General features: G+C 70.2%; 15 protein-coding genes. 10 read left to right on the top strand and 5 right to left on the bottom strand.

Annotated elements, in window-relative coordinates; all coding sequences use genetic code 11:
• Window positions 1–83 precede the first annotated feature (83 nt).
• The 3 genes from VPH61_RS07970 to VPH61_RS07960 are packed head-to-tail and all read left to right on the top strand — an operon-like array spanning window position 84 to window position 2,451.
• Window positions 84–422 (top strand): PadR family transcriptional regulator, encoded by a 339-nt coding sequence (locus VPH61_RS07970; protein WP_332062967.1) that lies wholly within the window; start codon window positions 84–86, stop codon window positions 420–422.
• Entirely contained in the window at window positions 422–1,429 is a 1,008-nt protein-coding gene (locus VPH61_RS07965; protein ID WP_332062966.1) for a permease prefix domain 1-containing protein, read from the top strand. The genes VPH61_RS07970 and VPH61_RS07965 overlap by 1 nt, the downstream gene beginning before the upstream one ends.
• A gap of 11 nt (window positions 1,430–1,440) precedes the next feature.
• On the top strand, window positions 1,441–2,451 hold the full coding sequence (locus tag VPH61_RS07960; RefSeq protein ID WP_332062965.1) for a hypothetical protein: 1,011 nt from the start codon (window positions 1,441–1,443) through the stop codon (window positions 2,449–2,451).
• An 80-nt stretch (window positions 2,452–2,531) separates the two neighbouring features.
• Here VPH61_RS07960 and VPH61_RS07955 read toward each other — a convergent pair whose 3' ends face one another.
• From VPH61_RS07955 to VPH61_RS07940, 4 genes are all read right to left on the bottom strand, one after another.
• Window positions 2,532–3,320 carry an SDR family NAD(P)-dependent oxidoreductase gene (locus tag VPH61_RS07955; RefSeq protein WP_332062964.1) on the bottom strand — a complete coding sequence of 263 codons (789 nt, stop codon included), beginning with the start codon at window positions 3,318–3,320 and terminating at the stop codon, window positions 2,532–2,534.
• Between the two features lie 31 nt (window positions 3,321–3,351).
• Complete coding sequence (locus VPH61_RS07950; protein ID WP_332062963.1) at window positions 3,352–4,527, bottom strand: thiolase family protein; 1,176 nt, start codon at window positions 4,525–4,527, stop codon at window positions 3,352–3,354.
• Window positions 4,528–4,615: 88 nt separating this feature from the next.
• Window positions 4,616–6,073 carry a glyceraldehyde-3-phosphate dehydrogenase gene (locus VPH61_RS07945; RefSeq protein WP_442879072.1) on the bottom strand — a complete coding sequence of 486 codons (1,458 nt, stop codon included), beginning with the start codon at window positions 6,071–6,073 and terminating at the stop codon, window positions 4,616–4,618.
• Window positions 6,074–6,370: 297 nt separating this feature from the next.
• Window positions 6,371–6,667, bottom strand: coding sequence for a hypothetical protein (locus VPH61_RS07940; RefSeq protein WP_332062961.1), 297 nt, complete (start codon window positions 6,665–6,667; stop codon window positions 6,371–6,373).
• Between the two features lie 171 nt (window positions 6,668–6,838).
• Between VPH61_RS07940 and VPH61_RS07935 the strand changes: the two genes are divergently transcribed.
• A complete protein-coding gene (locus VPH61_RS07935; RefSeq protein ID WP_332062960.1) occupies window positions 6,839–8,494 on the top strand; it encodes a thiamine pyrophosphate-binding protein in 1,656 nt (551 codons plus the stop codon).
• A gap of 71 nt (window positions 8,495–8,565) precedes the next feature.
• On the opposite strand, the gene VPH61_RS07930 is transcribed toward VPH61_RS07935, so the two are convergent.
• The gene (locus tag VPH61_RS07930; protein ID WP_332062959.1) at window positions 8,566–9,951 is read right to left on the bottom strand and encodes an MFS transporter; all 1,386 of its coding nucleotides are present in this window, start codon (window positions 9,949–9,951) and stop codon (window positions 8,566–8,568) included.
• 195 nt (window positions 9,952–10,146) lie between these two features.
• On the opposite strand from VPH61_RS07930, the gene hpaH reads away from it, so the two are divergent.
• The 6 genes from hpaH (at window position 10,147) to hpaD (ending at window position 16,808) form a co-directional block, all read left to right on the top strand.
• Window positions 10,147–10,932, top strand: coding sequence for a 2-oxo-hept-4-ene-1,7-dioate hydratase (hpaH, locus tag VPH61_RS07925; RefSeq protein WP_332062958.1), 786 nt, complete (start codon window positions 10,147–10,149; stop codon window positions 10,930–10,932).
• A complete protein-coding gene (locus VPH61_RS07920; RefSeq protein ID WP_332062957.1) occupies window positions 10,917–11,795 on the top strand; it encodes an HpcH/HpaI aldolase family protein in 879 nt (292 codons plus the stop codon). The genes hpaH and VPH61_RS07920 overlap by 16 nt, the downstream gene beginning before the upstream one ends.
• Before the next feature lie 77 nt (window positions 11,796–11,872).
• Entirely contained in the window at window positions 11,873–13,405 is a 1,533-nt protein-coding gene (locus VPH61_RS07915) for a fumarylacetoacetate hydrolase family protein (protein ID WP_332062956.1), read from the top strand.
• Entirely contained in the window at window positions 13,405–14,088 is a 684-nt protein-coding gene (locus VPH61_RS07910) for a GntR family transcriptional regulator (protein ID WP_332062955.1), read from the top strand. The genes VPH61_RS07915 and VPH61_RS07910 overlap by 1 nt, the downstream gene beginning before the upstream one ends.
• A 32-nt stretch (window positions 14,089–14,120) precedes the next feature.
• Entirely contained in the window at window positions 14,121–15,614 is a 1,494-nt protein-coding gene (gene hpaE / locus VPH61_RS07905) for a 5-carboxymethyl-2-hydroxymuconate semialdehyde dehydrogenase (RefSeq protein ID WP_332062954.1), read from the top strand.
• A gap of 51 nt (window positions 15,615–15,665) precedes the next feature.
• Window positions 15,666–16,808 carry a 3,4-dihydroxyphenylacetate 2,3-dioxygenase gene (gene hpaD / locus VPH61_RS07900; RefSeq protein ID WP_332062953.1) on the top strand — a complete coding sequence of 381 codons (1,143 nt, stop codon included), beginning with the start codon at window positions 15,666–15,668 and terminating at the stop codon, window positions 16,806–16,808.
• Window positions 16,809–17,017 lie beyond the last annotated feature (209 nt).

The following is a 17,017-nucleotide window of genomic DNA, read 5'->3' as shown; positions in this document are numbered from 1 at the left end:
CGACCGGTCGGCGTGCCCGCGGCATCCGCTGCACTATGAAGTCTCTGTTGCAATAGTGTGTGACACACAGTATCGTGTGACTCATGAACTTCGACGAGACGACCGCCGCGCACCTGCAGGAGCTCCGCCGCGGCACCGTCGTGCTCGCCTGCCTCGTGCGGCTGCGCACACCCGACTACGGCTACGCGCTGCTCGAGTCGCTGAACTCGCTCGGCATCCTCGTCGATGCGAACACCCTGTACCCCCTGCTGCGGCGACTCGAGAAGCAGGGCCTGCTCACGAGCGAGTGGAACACCGCCGAGGCCCGGCCTCGCAAGTTCTACCGCACGAGCCCGACCGGCGAGCTGCTCGCCGACGCACTCATGACCGATTGGCGACGCATCGACGACGCGCTCGCCGGACTCACGACCGGAGACGAATGATGACCAGCCTGACCGACCGCTACGTGTGGGCCGCCGCCCGCACCCTCCCCGAGGCACAGCGCACCGAGTTCGGCCGCGAACTGCGCGAGCGCATCGGCGACGCGACCGACGCGCTCGTCGAGACGGGCTCCTCCCCCGACGAGGCCGAGCGCGCGGCGCTCACCGAGCTCGGCGACCCGGCGGCACTCGCCGCACAGTACACCGACCGTCCGCTGCAGCTCATCGGCCCGAAGTACTACCTGACCTGGCTCCGCCTGCTGAAGCTCCTGCTCGTGATCGTGATCCCGTGCGCAGTGCTGGGCGTCGCGATCGCCCAGGCCGTGACCGGGGGCTCCATCGCCGACATGTTCGCCGGCGCGATCGGTCTCTCCATCTCCGTCGGCGTGCACGTGGCGTTCTGGACGACCCTCGTCTTCGCGATCCTCGAACGCACTCCCGCGAGCGCGGGACCGCGCGGCGTCGACGTGGCGTGGTCGCTCGACATGCTGCCTGCCGTGCCCGAGCCCGGGAAGGCCTCACGGCTCGCAGACCTCATCGCCTCGGTCGTCTTCCTCGCGGTGTTCGCCGTGGCACTCGTGGTGCAGCAGTTCGGCGTGCCGTGGGTGTCCGACCTGCAGGGCATCCCGATCCTCTCGCCCGAACTCTGGAGCTTCTGGCTCCCGTACTTCCTGGTGCTGATCGGCATCGAGATCCTCTTCGCCGTCGCGATCTTCGCCTGGGGCTGGAACTGGTGGCTCGCCGGCGCGAACCTCCTGCTGAACATCGCCTTCACCGTTCCCGCGCTCTGGCTGTTCCTCACCGGGCAGCTCATCAGCCCCGCCGCGCTCGAGGCCATGAAGTGGCCCTGGGGCGCCGCGGGTCCGGTCATCGTCGGCATCGTCGTGGTCGTCGTGGTCGCGGCAACCACCTGGGATGTCATCGATGGCGCCGTCAAGGCCTACCGGGCGGGCCGCGCGGCGTCCGCCGCCAGGCAGAGGGCCGCAGCAACCTCCGGCGCGACGGCATGAGGGAGCACACGATGAACGCCGCCACCGAGCTCACCGATCGCTACGTGCTCGCCGCGTCGCGGAGCCTGCCGCGCAGGCAAGGCCGGGAGTTCGCCCGCGAGCTCGAGGAACGCATCCGCGACGACATCGACGCCCGCATCGACTCGGGCTCGTCGACGGCCGAGACCGCCGAGTTCGATGCGCTCGCTGCGCTCGGCGAACCGACCCGGCTCGCCGCGCGCTACGCCGACCGCCCGCCGATGCTCATCGGTCCGCGCTGGTACGCCTCGTGGAAGCGGGTGCTCACCATCACGGAGTGGAGCGCCGTGCCGGCGATCACGGGCGCCTACCTGCTCGCCCAGTTCATCGCGGGCGACGTCGATGCCGGCACCATCGGCACGACGTGGTTCGTGCTGCTGACCACCGGCATCTACATCGCGTTCTTCACGACCGTGGCCTTCGCGGCGATCGACCGTGCGCCCGCGAGCGAGTCGGAGGTGGTGGCGTGGTCGCCTCGCGACCTGCCCGTCGTCGCTGGGGCGATCTCGGCCGAGCGACGCAGCGGCCTGATCGCCACGCTCTTCTGGCTCGCCGTCATCGTCGCGTTGCTGCTCTGGCAGCAGTTCGGGCCGAGCCGCTGGGGCGATCTCGACGGCATGCTGCCGGTGCTCGACCCGGCCCTCTGGTCGTTCTGGCTGCCCTACTTCCTCGTGCTCGTCGGGCTCGAGGCGGTCATGGCCGTGTGGATCTTCCGATCCTCCTGGACGTGGCCCGCGGCGGCCGCGAACATCGCGCTCGACCTCGCCTGGGCGGTGCCGTCGGTCTGGCTGATCGTGACCGGTGCGATGTTCGCCCCCGGGTTCGCCGAGCTGTTCGAGGCGAACCTCGACGCCGACGCGCAGCAGGTGCTGCCGATGCTGCTCATCGCAGGCATCGTGGCAGGTGCGCTCGCGGACGCCATCCTCGGCGTCGTCAGAGCGGCGCACAGGAGCCGTCGCGACGCGCTCGGTCTCGGGCGCGCCGGCGCGGACGCGCGGGCCTGACCGGCATCCGTCGTCGGCCGTCCCGACCGGCGACCGCGGCCGGCGGCGGGCGGCGGGCGGCGGGCGGCGGGCGGCCGTGCCTACTTCGGCTGCATCCGGATGGCGCCATCGAGGCGGATCGTCTCGCCGTTCAGCATCGGGTTGGCGATGATCGAACGCACGAGCGCCGCGTACTCGCTCGGGTGGCCGAGCCGCGACGGGTGCGGCACCTGGGCCTCGAGCGAGGCGCGCACGTCGTCTGGCATGCCGGCCATCATCGGCGTCTCGAAGATGCCGGGTGCGATCGTGACGACGCGGATGAGCAGCTTCGACAGGTCGCGGGCGATCGGCAGGGTCATGCCGGCGACGGCCGCCTTCGATGCCGCGTAGGCGGACTGCCCGATCTGGCCGTCGAACGCCGCGACCGAGGCCGTGCTCACGATGACGCCGCGCTCGGGAGTCGCCGGGCCACCGGGCACGCCGCTGCTCACGGGCTCGGTCGCAGCCATCGCGGCGGCCGCGAGCCGGGTGACGTTGAACGTGCCGATGAGGTTCACCCGAATGGTGCGTTCGAACGCGTCGAGCGGCGCAGGCCCGTCGCGACCGACTGTGCGGTTCGCCGTCACGATGCCGGCGCAGTTCACGGCGACGCGCAGGGGTGCCAGAGCGGATGCCGCGTCGATGGCCGCCTGCACCTGGGCCTCGTTCGCGACATCCGCTGCCACGAACCGTGCCCGGTCGCCGAGCTCTGCCGCGGCCTCCTCGCCTCGCGGGCCGGGCAGGTCGACGAGCACGACGGATGCTCCGCCGTCGATGAGTGCTCGTGCCGTCGCGCGCCCGAGGCCGGAGGCCCCGCCGGTGACGATCGCCGATGCGCCGTCGAGTTCCATGTGTGGTCCTTTCGTGTTGCTCCGAGACGGGTCAGATGCGTTCGATGATCGTGGCGTTGGCCATGCCGCCGCCCTCGCACATCGTCTGCAGGCCGAAGCGGCCGCCGGTGGACTCGAGCTGGTTGACGAGCGTCGTCAGCAGCCTCGTGCCCGAGGAGCCGAGCGCGTGCCCGAGGGCGATCGCGCCGCCGCGCGGGTTCAGCTTCGCGGCATCCGCCCCGGTCTCGCGCAGCCACGCGAGCGGCACCGACGCGAACGCCTCGTTGACCTCGTAGGCGTCGATGTCGTCGTGCGTGAGCCCGGCGCGCGCGAGCACCTTCTCGGTCGCCGGGATGACGCCGGTCAGCATGTAGAGCGGGTCGCTGCCGACGACCGAGAACGCGCGGAACCGGGCGCGCGGCGTGAGGCCCAGTTGCTCGGCCCGCTCGGCGCTCATGATGAGGGCTGCCGAGGCGCCGTCGGTCAGCGGCGAGGAGTTGCCGGGCGTGATGCGCCAGTCGAGTTCGGGAAAGCGTTCGGCGAGGTCGTCGGTGCGGAACGCGGCGTTCAGCCCGCCGAGCGCCTCGGCCGAGGTGCCCGGCCGCACGGTCTCGTCGGTCAGCGAGTCGACGCCGGGAACGGGCACGACCTCGCTCGCGAACGCCCCGGTCGACTGCGCGACCGAGGCGAGGGTGTGCGAATGTGCGGCGAAGTCGTCGAGCTCGGCGCGCGAGAAGCCCCACTTCGCCGCGATGAGCTCAGCCGAGACCCCCTGGTTGACGAGCCCGTCGGGATAGCGGTTGCGGATACGCGAGCCGTAGGGGTCGGCGCCCGCGGCGCTCGAACCGAGTCGCACACGGCTCATCGACTCGACGCCGCACGCGATGACGATGTCGGCCTGGCCGGCGAGCACGGCCTGCGCCGCGAACGTCGCGGCCTGCTGGCTCGAGCCGCACTGCCGGTCGATCGTGGTGCCGGGCACGTGCTCGGGAAAGCCAGCCGCGAGCACGGCGTTGCGCGTGATGTTGTAGCTCTGCTCGCCGATCTGGCTGACGCAGCCGCCGATCACGTCGTCGATGAGCGCCGGGTCGAGGTCGTTGCGATTGACGAGCGTGTCGAGCACCCCGGCGAGGAGGTCGACGGGGTGGACCTCCGAGAGGAGCCCACCGGGCTTGCCGCGACCGACGGGGGTGCGGATGACGTCGACGATGACGGCTTCAGTGCTCATGCGTCCAGCCTACGACGGTGCGAGAAGCACGGATGCCTCGGGCGCACACGCGCACCGAGGCATCCGGAATCTCGAGTCAGGCCGCGGCTCAGACCGCGGCGACGACCTCCGGCTCGAGCGCGACCGAGCGGCGCTCGGGCAGCACGACGGGGTGGGTGCCCGCCATGGCCTCGATGACGCGCACGACCTGGCAGGAGTAGCCGTACTCGTTGTCGTACCAGACGTAGACGATCGCGTCGGTGCCGTCGGCGATCGTCGCGAGACCGTCGACGATGCCCGCCCGGTTCGAGCCGACGAAGTCGGTCGAGACCACCTCGGGCGACTCGATGTAGTCGATCTGCTGGCGGAGCGGCGAGGTGAGCGACACCTGGCGGAGGTAGCGGTTCAGCGACGCCTTCTCGGCCGGCTGCTCGAGCTGCAGGTTCAGGATCGCGAGCGACACGTCGGGCGTCGGCACGCGGATCGCGCTGCCGGTGAGCTTGCCGGCGAATGAGGGCAGCGCCTTCGCGACGGCCTTCGCAGCACCGGTCTCGGTGATGACCATGTTGAGCGCAGCCGAGCGCCCGCGCCGGTCGCCCGAGTGGAAGTTGTCGATGAGGTTCTGGTCGTTCGTGAACGAGTGCACGGTCTCGACGTGGCCGCGCACGACGCCGTAGGCGTCTTCGATCGCCTTCAGCACGGGCGTGATCGCGTTCGTCGTGCACGAGGCGGCCGAGAGGATCGTGTCGGCGTCGGTGATGTCGGCGTGGTTGATGCCGTGCACGATGTTCTTGATCGCGCCCTTGCCCGGAGCCGTCAGCAGCACGCGGGCGACGCCCTTCGACTGCAGGTGCTGCGACAGCCCGGCCTCGTCGCGCCAGCGACCGGTGTTGTCGACGACGATCGCCTCGTCGATGCCGTAGGCGGTGTAGTCGATCGACGCGGGGTCGTTCGAGTAGATCACCTGGATCAGCGTGCCGTTCGCGAGAATCGTGTTCGCCTCCTCGTCGACCTCGATCGTGCCGGCGAAGGGTCCGTGCACCGAGTCGCGGCGCAGGAGGCTCGCGCGCTTGACGAGGTCGTTGTCGGATCCCTTGCGGACGACGATCGCGCGCAGGCGCAGGCCCTTGCCGTTGCCGGCGTGCGCGATGAGGATGCGGGCGAGCAGGCGCCCGATGCGGCCGAAGCCGTAGAGCACGACATCGGTACCGGATGCCTCGGGCTCGCCTTCGGCCGCGATGACCGGCGTGAGCTCGTCACGCACGAAGTCGGCGAGCTCGCGGGCGTCGCCCTCGCCGACGGCGTCGGCATAGCCGGAGACGAGGCGGGCGACGTCGATCGACGCGGGGCCGGGTGCGATCTCGCGCAGCACCTCGAGCACGCGCATGGTGTCGGCGAGGTCGAGCTCGACCTCACCGGCCTGGCGCGCGAAGCGGTGCGCCTTCAGCAGGGCGATCGGCGAGCGGTTGATGAGGCGCCGGCCGTGGATCGACGTCACCACCCCGTGGTCTCGGTAGAGGCCGCCGATGAGCGGGATCATCCGCTCGGCGAGCTCCTCTTTGGCGATCCATTCCGTGCGGCGGGCATCGAACTCGTGGCTCACGATCTTCCTTCCAGGTCGCGCCTGCCCTGGTGGGCAGCATCGACCACGTTCCTTCTCAGCCAACGTGCAGTGGGCGCCGTCGACCAGGGTCCTCGCGGGCGAGCCTGCCGGTGGGCAGCATCGGCCGCATTCTCTTCCGGGGATTGAGTCGATTCTACGGATGTCTCGCTGCGGGTGCGCTGTACACGGTGTCGAGCGGGCCTGGGTCGACGAGACGCGCGGTACGTCGTGCCGGTCTCGGCGAGACGCTCGGCGAGACGCTCAGTACGTCTCGACGAACGAGAGCCGCATCGACGCGACGCGGTCGGGCAGCCCGTCGAACACCGCCGCGCGTTCGGGCGACACCTTGTACGCGGCATCCACTCGCTCGAATTCGGCGACGTCGCCCGGCACGCTCACGGCCCAGGTGAACTCGTTCGACTCGGGCGAGCCGTAGGCGAACTCGACGATGAATCCCATCGCGGGCCGGAGCACGGGCATGGTCTCCTGCCACCAGGCGACGAACTCCTCGTAGAGTCCGTCGATGATCACATACTGGCGCAGCTGGGTGGTCTTCATGGCACCATCATGCCGTGCGCGGATGCCTCAGCCGCTCGGGTACACTCGTCTCGTCCAGGCGCTCTGCTGCGCCGGTGCTCGAAAAAAGGGCACGAAGCCGGTCGCGGGTCCCGCCGCCGCGCGAGACACATACGGAATCCGCATCCGTCATCGTCTCGAATGGACACCGCCATGTCTTCGGTCTCCGCGCACGTCGCGCACGCCCTCTCCGCCCACGTCGACCACGTCTTCGGCGTCATGGGAAACGGCAACGCCTACTTCCTCGACGCGATCGAACGCGCCACGGATGCCTCGTTCACCGCCGTTCGCCACGAGGCGGGCGGCGTCGTGGCCGCCGACGCCCACTATCGCGCCTCGAACCGTATCGCCGCGGCGACCTCGACCTACGGCGCCGGGTTCACGAACACGCTCACTTCACTCGCCGAGGCGGCGCAGGCCCGGGTGCCCCTCGTGCTCGTGGTGGGCGACGAGCCGACCTCCGGCCGTCGCCCCTGGGACGTCGATCAGATTGCGCTGGCCTCGGCCGTCGGCGCCCGAACGTACACGGTCGGCCGCACCGACGCGCAGGCGACGACGATCATCGCGATCGAGCACGCGCTGGCGTACCGGATGCCGGTCGTGCTCGCGATCCCCTACGACGTCGCCGCAGCCGAGGCCGGCCCGCTGCACGAGGCGACGAGCCCGCGGCTCCCGGCTCCGCTCGTGCCGACCGGTGAGTTCGCGCACCGTCAGATCGCCGAGATCGCACTCGCGCTGGCCGGTGCGAGCCGTCCGTTCCTCCTGGCCGGCCGCGGTGCCTGGCTCGCCGGCGCCGGCGAGGTGCTCGGCGAGCTCGCCGCCGCCACGGGCGCCGTGACCGCCTCGTCGGCGCTCGGCCGCGGCGTGTTCCCCGACGCGAGGCACGATCTCGGCGTCACGGGCGGGTTCGGCGCCGAGGGCGCGATGGAGCTCGTGCGCGAGGCCGACGTCGCGGTCGTGTTCGGCGCCTCGCTCAACCAGTTCACGATGCGCTTCGGCGAGCTGTTCGCGCCGGGCACCCGTGTGTTCCAGGTCGACGTCGCCCCCTCGGCGACGCACCCGAACGTGGGCGGCTACGTGCGGGGCGATGCGGCCGTCGTGGCCCGCGCGATCGTCGACGAGCTCGAGTCGCTCGGCGCGGAGCCCTCCGGCTGGCGCGATTCGATCGACGCAGCGGCCCTGCGGGCGTACGCGCCGGGCGACGAGCTCGCCGCCGACGGCCGTCTCGACCCGCGCAGCACCGCTCGCCGCATCGCCGAGCTGCTGCCAGAGGACCGCGTCGTCGTCTCCGACGGCGGGCACTTCATCGGCTGGGCGAACATGTACTGGCCCGTGGCGTCGCCCGACCGCATGATGATGGTCGGTACGGCGTTCCAGTCGATCGGGCAGGGGTTCCCGAGCGTCGCGGGCGCCGCGACGGCCAAGCCCGACGCCACCGTCGTGCTGACCACCGGAGACGGCGGCGGCCTCATGGCGATCGCCGACCTCGAGACGGCCGTCCGCACCGCAGGAGGCCGCGGCATCGCGGTCGTCTGGAACGACGCCGCATACGGCGCCGAGGTGAACCTCTACGGCCTCAAGGGCCTCGCCGAAGCACCGATGCTGATCCCGGAGGTCGACTTCGCAGCTGCGGCCGCCGCGTTCGGCGCCGAAGGCGTGATCGTGCGTCGGCTCGCCGACCTCGACCGACTCGCTGATTGGGCGACGACGCCGTTGGCGGATCGCCGCTTCCTGCTGCTCGACTGCCGCATCTCGGGCACGGTCGTCGCGCCGTACCAGGAGGAGATCATCCGGGTGAACTCGCGCTGACGGCCCGGCGCCGCGAACGACGGATGCCTCGGCGGGAACGTTCCCGCCGAGGCATCCGTGATGCTGCTGTGCTACTTCACGCCGTAGATCGCGCTCGCCGACTGCTCGGCCTCGTGGTCGGGGCCGAGCGGAATGCCCGTGCGGTCTTTCAGGAGCAGGGTCGCGATGAACGCGACGACCATGATGCCCGCGATGTAGAACGCGACCGAGGTCGCGGTGCCGGTCGCCTGCACGAGCCACGCCGAGATCATCGGGGCGAACGCGCCGCCGAGGATCGCGCCGAGCGCGTACGTGATCGAGACACCCGAGTAACGGATCGACGCGGGGAACAGCTCGGTGAAGTACGCGGCCTGCTGCCCATAAGTGAAGCCGTTGCCGATCGTGAAGAGCGCGAGCCCTGCGAAGAGCAGCCAGACGTTGCCGGTGTTCACGAGCGGGAACAGCAGGAACACGGTCGCGAGGAAGGCGATCCAGCCGATGATGTAGGTGTTGCGGCGACCGATGCGATCGGAGACGGAGCCGGCGATCCAGGTGACGATCAGCCACACGACCGCGGATGCCGCGACCGCGAGCAGCACGGGCGTGCGCTCCATGCCGACGTGGCCGCCGTCGGCGACCGGCGTGGTCGCGTAGTTCTGGATGTAGCCGCCGGTCGTCATGTAGCCCGCCGCGTTGTTGCCGGCGAAGGTCAGCGCAGCGAGGACCACGAGCAGCCAGTGCCGCTTGAAGAGCTGCTTGATGGGCGTCTTCGTCTGCTCCTTGCGGGCGGCGATCTCGGTGAAGACCGGGCTCTCGTCGACCGAGCGGCGCACGATCATGCCGACGATGATCAGCACGAAGCTGAGGAGGAACGGGATGCGCCAGCCCCACTCGAGGAAGGCGTCGCCGGGCGAGATGACGCCCGTCATGAGGGCGAGCACGCCCGAGGCGAGCAGGAGCCCGATCGGCACGCCGATCTGCGGGAACGCGCCGTAGCGGCCGCGTTTGCCGTCGGGTGCGTGCTCGACCGCCATGAGCACGGCGCCGCCCCATTCGCCGCCGGTCGAGAGGCCCTGCAGGATGCGCAGGAGCACGAGCAGGAGCGGCGCGAGGATGCCGACCTGCTCGTAGGTGGGCAGCACGCCGATGAGCGTCGTCGCCGCGCCCATGAGCACGAGGGTGACGACGAGCATGGCCTTCCGGCCGATCCTGTCGCCGAAGTGGCCGGCGAGGAAGGCGCCGAGCGGGCGGAACAGGAAGCTCACGCCGATCGTCGCGAACGACAGGATCGTCGCGAACTCGGGGCCGGCGGGGGCGAAGAACAGCACCTGGAACACGAGGCCGGCCGCGCTCGCGTACAGGAAGAAGTCGTACCACTCGATGGTGGTGCCGATCACGGTGGCGAAGGCGACGCGGCGGAGTTCCCGTCGTCTCGCGTCGCTCTGCGCCGGGGCGGGGGCGGATGTCGTGGTGGTCATGCGGGGGCGACTCCTCTGTCGTGTCCGCGGTCATGGGCAACTCGTCGTCGAGCCCGAGACGAGCTATCCCGACATGGTATACGATTTGAAATACGAAAAGTGACATGGGTGTCGCGGGGTTCGGATCGGGCTCGCTGCGACCGCGCGTGATCGTATACGATCAAGCCAATGCCCTGACGACGAAGTGGAGCCCGCGTGCTAGATCAGTCCACCATCGAGGCGATCGCCGACGAGCTCCTCGTCGCCGATCGTGACGGCTCCACCGTGCCGCGGCTCACCGCCCGGCACCCCGGAATGACCGTCGAGGACTCGTACGCGGTGCAGCAGCTCTGGGCCGAGCGCCGCGCCGCCGCAGGCCACCGCGTCGTAGGCCGAAAGATCGGACTCACCTCCAAGGTCATGCAGGTCGCCACCGGCATCACCGAGCCCGACTACGGCGTCATCTTCGACGACATGGTCGTCGAGTCCGGGGCATCCGTCGACTTCGACCGCTTCTCGAACGTGCGCATCGAGGTCGAGCTCGCCTTCGTGCTCGCAAAACCCCTCCAGGGCCCGGATGTCACGATCTTCGACGTGCTCGACGCCACGGCCTACGTCGTGCCGGCGCTCGAGATCCTGAACTCGCACATCGAGCTCGAGGGGCGCACGATCGTCGACACCATCTCCGACAACGCCGCGATGGGCGCGATGGTGGTCGGCGGGCGGCCCGTGAAGGTCGACGAGGTCGACCTGCGCTGGGTCTCGGCGCTGCTCTACCGCAACCAGACCATCGAGGAATCCGGCGTCGCCGCCGCGGTGCTCGGCCACCCCGCCATGGGCGTCGCCTGGCTCGCGAACAAGCTCGCCCAGCACGGGCAGTCGCTGGGCGCCGGCGAGATCATCCTGGCCGGATCGTTCACCCGGCCCATGTGGGTCGAGCGCGGCGACACCGTCCACGCCGACTACGGACAGCTGGGAGCCGTGACATGCCGATTCGAATGAACCTCCCCGAGACGCTCACGGCCCGCATCGCGGCCTCCGACCGCCCACTCGTCGGCATGTGGGTCTGCTCGGGCAGCCCGATCATGGCCGAGCTCGCCGCGGGCAGCGGCCTCGACTGGGTGCTCATCGACGCCGAGCACTCCCCCAACGGACTCGAGTCGATCCTCGCGCAGCTCTACGCGGTGTCGGCCTACCCGGTCGCGCCCCTCGTGCGCCCCCCGATCGGCGACACCGTGCTCATCAAGCAGTACCTCGATCTCGGCGTGCAGAACCTGCTCGTGCCGATGGTCGACTCGGCCGCGCAGGCCGCCGAACTCGCGCGGGCAGTGCGCTACCCCTCCGACGGCGTGCGCGGCGTCGGCGCCGCCCTCGCCCGCTCCTCGCGCTGGAACCGGGTCGACCGGTACCTGCACGACGCCTTGTCGACGATCAGCCTCACCGTGCAGATCGAGTCCGCCGCCGCCGTCGAGGCGGTCGAGGAGATCGCCGCCGTCGACGGCGTCGACGCGCTCTTCGTCGGCCCCGCCGATCTCGCCGCCTCGATGGGGCTGATCGGCCAGCAGTCGCACCCCGACGTCGTCGAGGGAGTGATGCGCTCGATCCGCGCCGGCGCCGAAGCCGGCAAGCCCGTCGGCGTCAACGCCTTCGCACCCGCCGACGCCGATCGCTACCTCGCCGCCGGCGCAGCCTTCGTGTCCGTCGGAGCGGATGTCGCGATCGTCGCCCGCGCCTCGGAGGCGTTCGCCGAGCGGTTCATCCCAGCTGGTCCTCCTGCGGCCGAATCGACGGATCCCTCCGAATCGACGGATGCCTCGACGCCCGACGGCCCCGGCGCACCGGCGACCTCCCGCCCGAGTTACTGACGAGCCGGTTCCCGACACTGCTCGACAGACCCGTTCAGATCGTATATCATTTGAGATATCAAGAGACGAGGATGTCCATGGACTTCGGCATCGCCACCCCCGGCAAGATCATCGCCGTGCACCTCAACTACCCGTCGAGGGCCGCGCAGCGCGGTCGCACGCCCGCGCAGCCGAGCTACTTCCTGAAGCCGGCCTCCTCGCTCGCACCGACCGGCGCGACGCTCGAGCGCCCCGCCGGCACCGAGCTGCTCGCGTTCGAGGGCGAGATCGCGATCGTCATCGGCGAGCCCGCCCGCCGCGTCTCCCCCGACGACGGCTGGCAGCACGTGGCATCCGTCACCGCGGCCAACGACTTCGGCCTCTACGACCTGCGCGCCGCCGACAAGGGCTCGAACGTCCGCTCGAAGGGCGGCGACGGCTTCACCCCGATCGGGCCCGTCGCGATCCCGGCCGCGGGCCTCGGTGAAGGCGACTGGCGCGTGCGCACGTGGGTGAACGGGCAACTCGTGCAAGAGGACACCTCCGACACCCTGCTCTTCCCGTTCGGCCGGCTCGTCGCCGACCTCTCGCAGCTCATGACCCTCGAGACCGGCGATGTGATCCTCACCGGCACGCCCGCCGGCTCCTCCGTCGTGCTGCCCGGCGACGTCGTCGAAGTCGAGGTCGATGCCCCGGGCGCCCCGGGTGCTCCGAGCACCGGACGACTCGTCACGACCATCACGCAGGGCGAGGCCGAGTTCGGCGACTTCGGCACGAAGCCCGCGACCGACGAACTGCAGCGCGTCGAGGCCTGGGGCGGCGACGACGAACTCGCTGCTGCGGTCGCCGCCGGGCGCGCATCGGCACCGCAGCCGGCTCCTCCGTCGTCCAGCGCGGCGGATGCCGCGGCTCCCGCCGCCGGCACCGCTCCCGCCTTCCAACTCACCGACGAGCTGCGCGCCGACTTCGGGCGCGTCGCCGTCGCGACCCTCTCGGTCGCCCTCCGCAAGCGCGGCTACCACGACATCTTCATCGAGGGCGTCGCCGCCAACCACCCGGGCGACCGCATCGTCGGCCGTGCGAAGACGCTCCGGTTCATCCCGTTCCGGCCCGACCTCTTCCAGAGCCACGGCGGCGGCTTCAACGCCCAGAAGCTCGCCTTCGACACCGTCGCTCCCGGCGAGGTGCTCGTCGTCGAGGCCCGCGGCGAGCGCGGCACCGGCACCGTCGGCGACGTGCTGGCCCTTCGCGCCCAGGTGCGCGGCGCGGCGGGCATCGTCACCGACGGCGGCGTCCGCGACTTCGACGCCGTGTCCGGGTTCGAGATCCCCGTCTTCTCGCAGGGCGCGCACCCTTCGGTGCTCGGCCGACGCCACGTGCCGTGGGAGGTCGACGTCACGATCGCGTGCGGCGGCGCCGCCGTGCAGCCCGGCGACGTCATCGTGGGCGACGGCGACGGCGTCATCGTGATCCCTCCGCAGCTCGCCCTCGAGGTGCTCGCCGAAGCACTCGAACAGGAACGGCAGGACGCGTACGTGGCCGAGCAGGTCGCGGCCGGGGCATCCGTCGACGGGCTCTTCCCCATGAACGCCGAATGGCTCGCCCGCTACCGCGCCGCGCAGGAGGCGTGATGAGCACCGAGACGATCCGCGCCACCGAGAGCAAGTCGCAGCAGGCGTACCGCTTCATCCGCACGCGCATCGACGACGGACGTTACGTGCCCGGCTACCGGCTCGTGCTCGGGGCGATCGCGCGCGAGCTCAACGTCTCGGTCGTGCCGGTGCGCGAGGCGATCCGCCTGCTCGAGGCCGAGGGTCTCGTGACGTTCGAGCGCAACGTCGGTGCCCAGGTCGCCCTCATCAAGGAGACCGAGTACCTGCACACGATGCAGACGCTCGCGCTCGTCGAAGGCGCGGCCACGGCGCTCTCGGCGCCGTTCGTCTCGCCCGACGACATCGCGCGAGCGCGCGAGATCAACGAGCGGATGCGCCGAACTCTCGACGACTTCGAACCGACGCGCTTCACCGAGCTGAACCTCGAGTTCCACGCCGTGCTCTTCGAGGGGTGCCCGAACCCGCACATCCTCGACCTCGTGCATCGCGGGTGGAACCGCATGAAGGTGCTGCGCGACTCCTCGTTCAGCTTCGCGCCGGGCCGCGCCCATGAGTCCGTCGATGAGCACGAGCGCATCCTCGCGCTCATCGAAGCGGGCGCCGACGACCTCGAGATCGAGCTCGCCGCGCGGCGCCACCGCACCGCGACGCTCGACGCCGTGCTCGCCGCCCAGTCGCGGCATCCGCGCCCCGCAACCTGACCGCTGCCTCCCGACAACGAAAGCCGCATGACATGACGCACTACATCCCCGAGGGCCTGCCCGACCGCATCCGCCACTTCATCGACGGCGAGTTCGTCGACTCGGTCGGCGGCGAGACGTTCGACGTGCTCGACCCCGTCTCGAACGAGACGTACGTGCAGGCGGCGGCCGGCCAGCAGGCCGACATCGACCTCGCCGTCGCCGCAGCGAAGCGCGCGTTCGAGGAGGGCCCTTGGCCTCGCATGCTCCCCCGCCAGCGCTCGCGCGTGCTGCACCGGATCGCCGACCTCGTCGAGGCCCGCGACGCCCGTCTCGCCGAGCTCGAGACCTTCGACACCGGGCTGCCGATCACGCAGGCGCTCGGACAGGCGCAGCGCGCCGCCGAGAACTTCCGCTTCTTCGCCGACCTCATCGTCGCCCAGCGCGACGACACCTACAAGGTGCCCGGTCGCCAGGTGAACTACGTGAACCGCAAGCCGATCGGCGTCGCCGGTCTCATCACGCCGTGGAACACGCCGTTCATGCTCGAGTCGTGGAAGCTCGCCCCGGCGCTCGCCACCGGCAACACCGTCGTGCTGAAGCCCGCCGAGTTCACCCCACTGTCGGCGTCGCTCTGGGCCGAGATCTTCCGCGAGGCGGGCGTGCCCGACGGCGTCTTCAACCTCGTCAACGGACTCGGTGAAGAAGCGGGCGACGCGCTGGTGAAGCATCCGGATGTGCCGCTCATCTCGTTCACGGGCGAAAGCCGCACCGGGCAGATCATCTTCGGCAACGCGGCGCCCTTCCTGAAGGGCCTCTCGATGGAGCTCGGCGGCAAGTCGCCCGCCGTGGTCTTCGCCGACGCCGACCTCGACTCGGCGCTCGACGCCACCGTCTTCGGCGTGTTCTCGCTGAACGGCGAGCGCTGCACGGCCGGCTCGCGCGTGCTCGTCGAACGCTCGATCTACGACGACTTCGTCGCCCGCTACGCCGAGCGTGCGAAGAACATCGTCGTCGGCGACCCGCACGACCCGAAGACCGAGGTCGGGGCGCTCGTGCACCCCGAGCACTACGAGAAGGTCATGAGCTACGTCGAGATCGGCAAGACCGAAGGCCGGCTCGTCGCCGGCGGCGGCCGTCCCGAAGGCCTCGACACCGGCAACTACGTCGCCCCCACGGTGTTCGCGGATGTCTCGCCCGACGCCCGCATCTTCCAGGAGGAGATCTTCGGGCCCGTCGTCGCGATCACGCCGTTCGACACCGACGAGGAGGCGCTCGAGCTCGCGAACAACACGCGCTACGGACTCGCCGCCTACATCTGGACGAACAACCTGAAGCGTGCGCACAACTTCGCCCAGTCGGTCGAGGCGGGCATGGTGTGGCTGAACTCGAACAACGTGCGCGATCTCCGCACCCCGTTCGGCGGCGTCAAGGCGTCGGGCCTCGGCCACGAGGGCGGCTACCGCTCGATCGACTTCTACACCGACCAGCAGGCCGTGCACATCACGCTCAACGAGGCGCACTCGCCGCGTTTCGGCGCGAAGTAGCGCCGACCCCACCTGCCACCACCGACCGCTCCACAACTGAAGGACGAACCAATGTCTGCGCTCAACGACCGAGTCAAGACCTCCTCCGGCTTCTACGTCACTCAAGAAGCCCCGATCCACACCGACAACCCGATCCCCACGCCAACGGCGGCGGCGCCCGACATCCTGCGCTGCGCGTACATGGAACTCGTCGTCACCGATCTCGCGGCATCGCGTGAGTTCTACGTCGACGTGCTCGGACTCCACATCACCGAGGAGGACGACGAGACGATCTACCTCCGCTCGACGGAGGAGTTCATCCACCACAACCTCGTGCTGCGCAAGGGCGACGTCGCCGCGGTCGCCGCGTTCTCGTACCGGGTCCGCTCGCCCGAAGAGCTCGACGTCGCGGTCGCCTTCTACAGCGAACTCGGCTGTCGCGTCGAGCGTCGCTCAGAGGGCTTCACGAAGGGCATCGGCGACTCGGTGCGCGTCGAGGACCCGCTCGGGTTCCCGTACGAGTTCTTCTACCAGACCGAGCATGTCGAGCGGCTGTCGTGGCGGTACGACCTGCACACCCCCGGCGAACTCGTGCGCCTCGACCACTTCAACCAGGTCACCCCCGACGTGCCGCGCGCCGTGAAGTTCATGCAGGACCTCGGCTTCCGCGTGACCGAAGACATCCAGGACGACGAGGGCACGGTGTACGCCGCCTGGATGCGCCGCAAGCCCACCGTGCACGACACCGCCATGACCGGTGGCGACGGCCCTCGCATGCACCACGTCGCCTTCGCGACGCACGAGAAGCACAACATCCTCGCGATCTGCGACAAGCTCGGTGCACTCCGTCGTTCCGACGCCATCGAGCGCGGCCCAGGACGCCACGGCGTGTCGAACGCGTTCTACCTGTACCTGCGCGACCCCGACGGCCACCGGGTCGAGATCTACACGCAGGACTACTACACGGGCGACCCCGACAACCCCGTCGTGACCTGGGACGTGCACGACAACCAGCGGCGCGACTGGTGGGGCAACCCCGTCGTGCCCTCGTGGTACACCGAGGCATCACTCGTGCTCGACCTCGACGGCAACCCCAAGCCGGTCGTCGCCCGCACCGACGATTCCGAACTCGAGGTCACGATCGGCGCCGACGGCTTCTCGTACACCCGCGAGGGCGACGAGGAGAAGGGCTTCAAGCTCGGCAACACTCTGTAGGCGGGCGACTCGCTCGCGGCCTCCGCCGCGATCGGGTCCTCGTCTCCTTCCGGTGTGCACAACTTCGGAATCGTCGCGCAACACGCCGCGGACGCGCCAGCAATCGCGGAGCGGCGCGTGATGGTTCCGAAGTTGTGCGCAAGGACAGGCGCCCCCGGCAGATGGCTTCGACCCGAGCGGATGCCGCGGAGCACCGCAGCTCAGCGGCA

This window comes from Agromyces sp. CCNWLW203, assembly GCF_036576125.1.
GTDB lineage: Bacteria > Actinomycetota > Actinomycetes > Actinomycetales > Microbacteriaceae > Agromyces.
The sequence above is the reverse complement of the archived record's forward strand: the minus strand, read 5'-3'. Positions and strand labels throughout refer to the sequence as shown.

What these genes read in the sequence shown, in the direction of transcription:
- hpaD (WP_332062953.1), top strand. Translation starts at nt 15,666, where the DNA reads ATGTCTGCGCTCAACGACCGAGTCAAGACCTCCTCCGGCTTCTACGTC.
- VPH61_RS07935 (WP_332062960.1), top strand. Translation starts at nt 6,839, where the DNA reads ATGTCTTCGGTCTCCGCGCACGTCGCGCACGCCCTCTCCGCCCACGTC.
- VPH61_RS07965 (WP_332062966.1), top strand. Translation starts at nt 422, where the DNA reads ATGACCAGCCTGACCGACCGCTACGTGTGGGCCGCCGCCCGCACCCTC.
- VPH61_RS07930 (WP_332062959.1), bottom strand. Translation starts at nt 9,951, where the DNA reads ATGACCACCACGACATCCGCCCCCGCCCCGGCGCAGAGCGACGCGAGA.
- VPH61_RS07970 (WP_332062967.1), top strand. Translation starts at nt 84, where the DNA reads ATGAACTTCGACGAGACGACCGCCGCGCACCTGCAGGAGCTCCGCCGC.
- VPH61_RS07915 (WP_332062956.1), top strand. Translation starts at nt 11,873, where the DNA reads ATGGACTTCGGCATCGCCACCCCCGGCAAGATCATCGCCGTGCACCTC.
- VPH61_RS07910 (WP_332062955.1), top strand. Translation starts at nt 13,405, where the DNA reads ATGAGCACCGAGACGATCCGCGCCACCGAGAGCAAGTCGCAGCAGGCG.
- VPH61_RS07920 (WP_332062957.1), top strand. Translation starts at nt 10,917, where the DNA reads ATGCCGATTCGAATGAACCTCCCCGAGACGCTCACGGCCCGCATCGCG.
- VPH61_RS07950 (WP_332062963.1), bottom strand. Translation starts at nt 4,527, where the DNA reads ATGAGCACTGAAGCCGTCATCGTCGACGTCATCCGCACCCCCGTCGGT.
- hpaE (WP_332062954.1), top strand. Translation starts at nt 14,121, where the DNA reads ATGACGCACTACATCCCCGAGGGCCTGCCCGACCGCATCCGCCACTTC.
- VPH61_RS07955 (WP_332062964.1), bottom strand. Translation starts at nt 3,320, where the DNA reads ATGGAACTCGACGGCGCATCGGCGATCGTCACCGGCGGGGCCTCCGGC.
- VPH61_RS07940 (WP_332062961.1), bottom strand. Translation starts at nt 6,667, where the DNA reads ATGAAGACCACCCAGCTGCGCCAGTATGTGATCATCGACGGACTCTAC.
- VPH61_RS07960 (WP_332062965.1), top strand. Translation starts at nt 1,441, where the DNA reads ATGAACGCCGCCACCGAGCTCACCGATCGCTACGTGCTCGCCGCGTCG.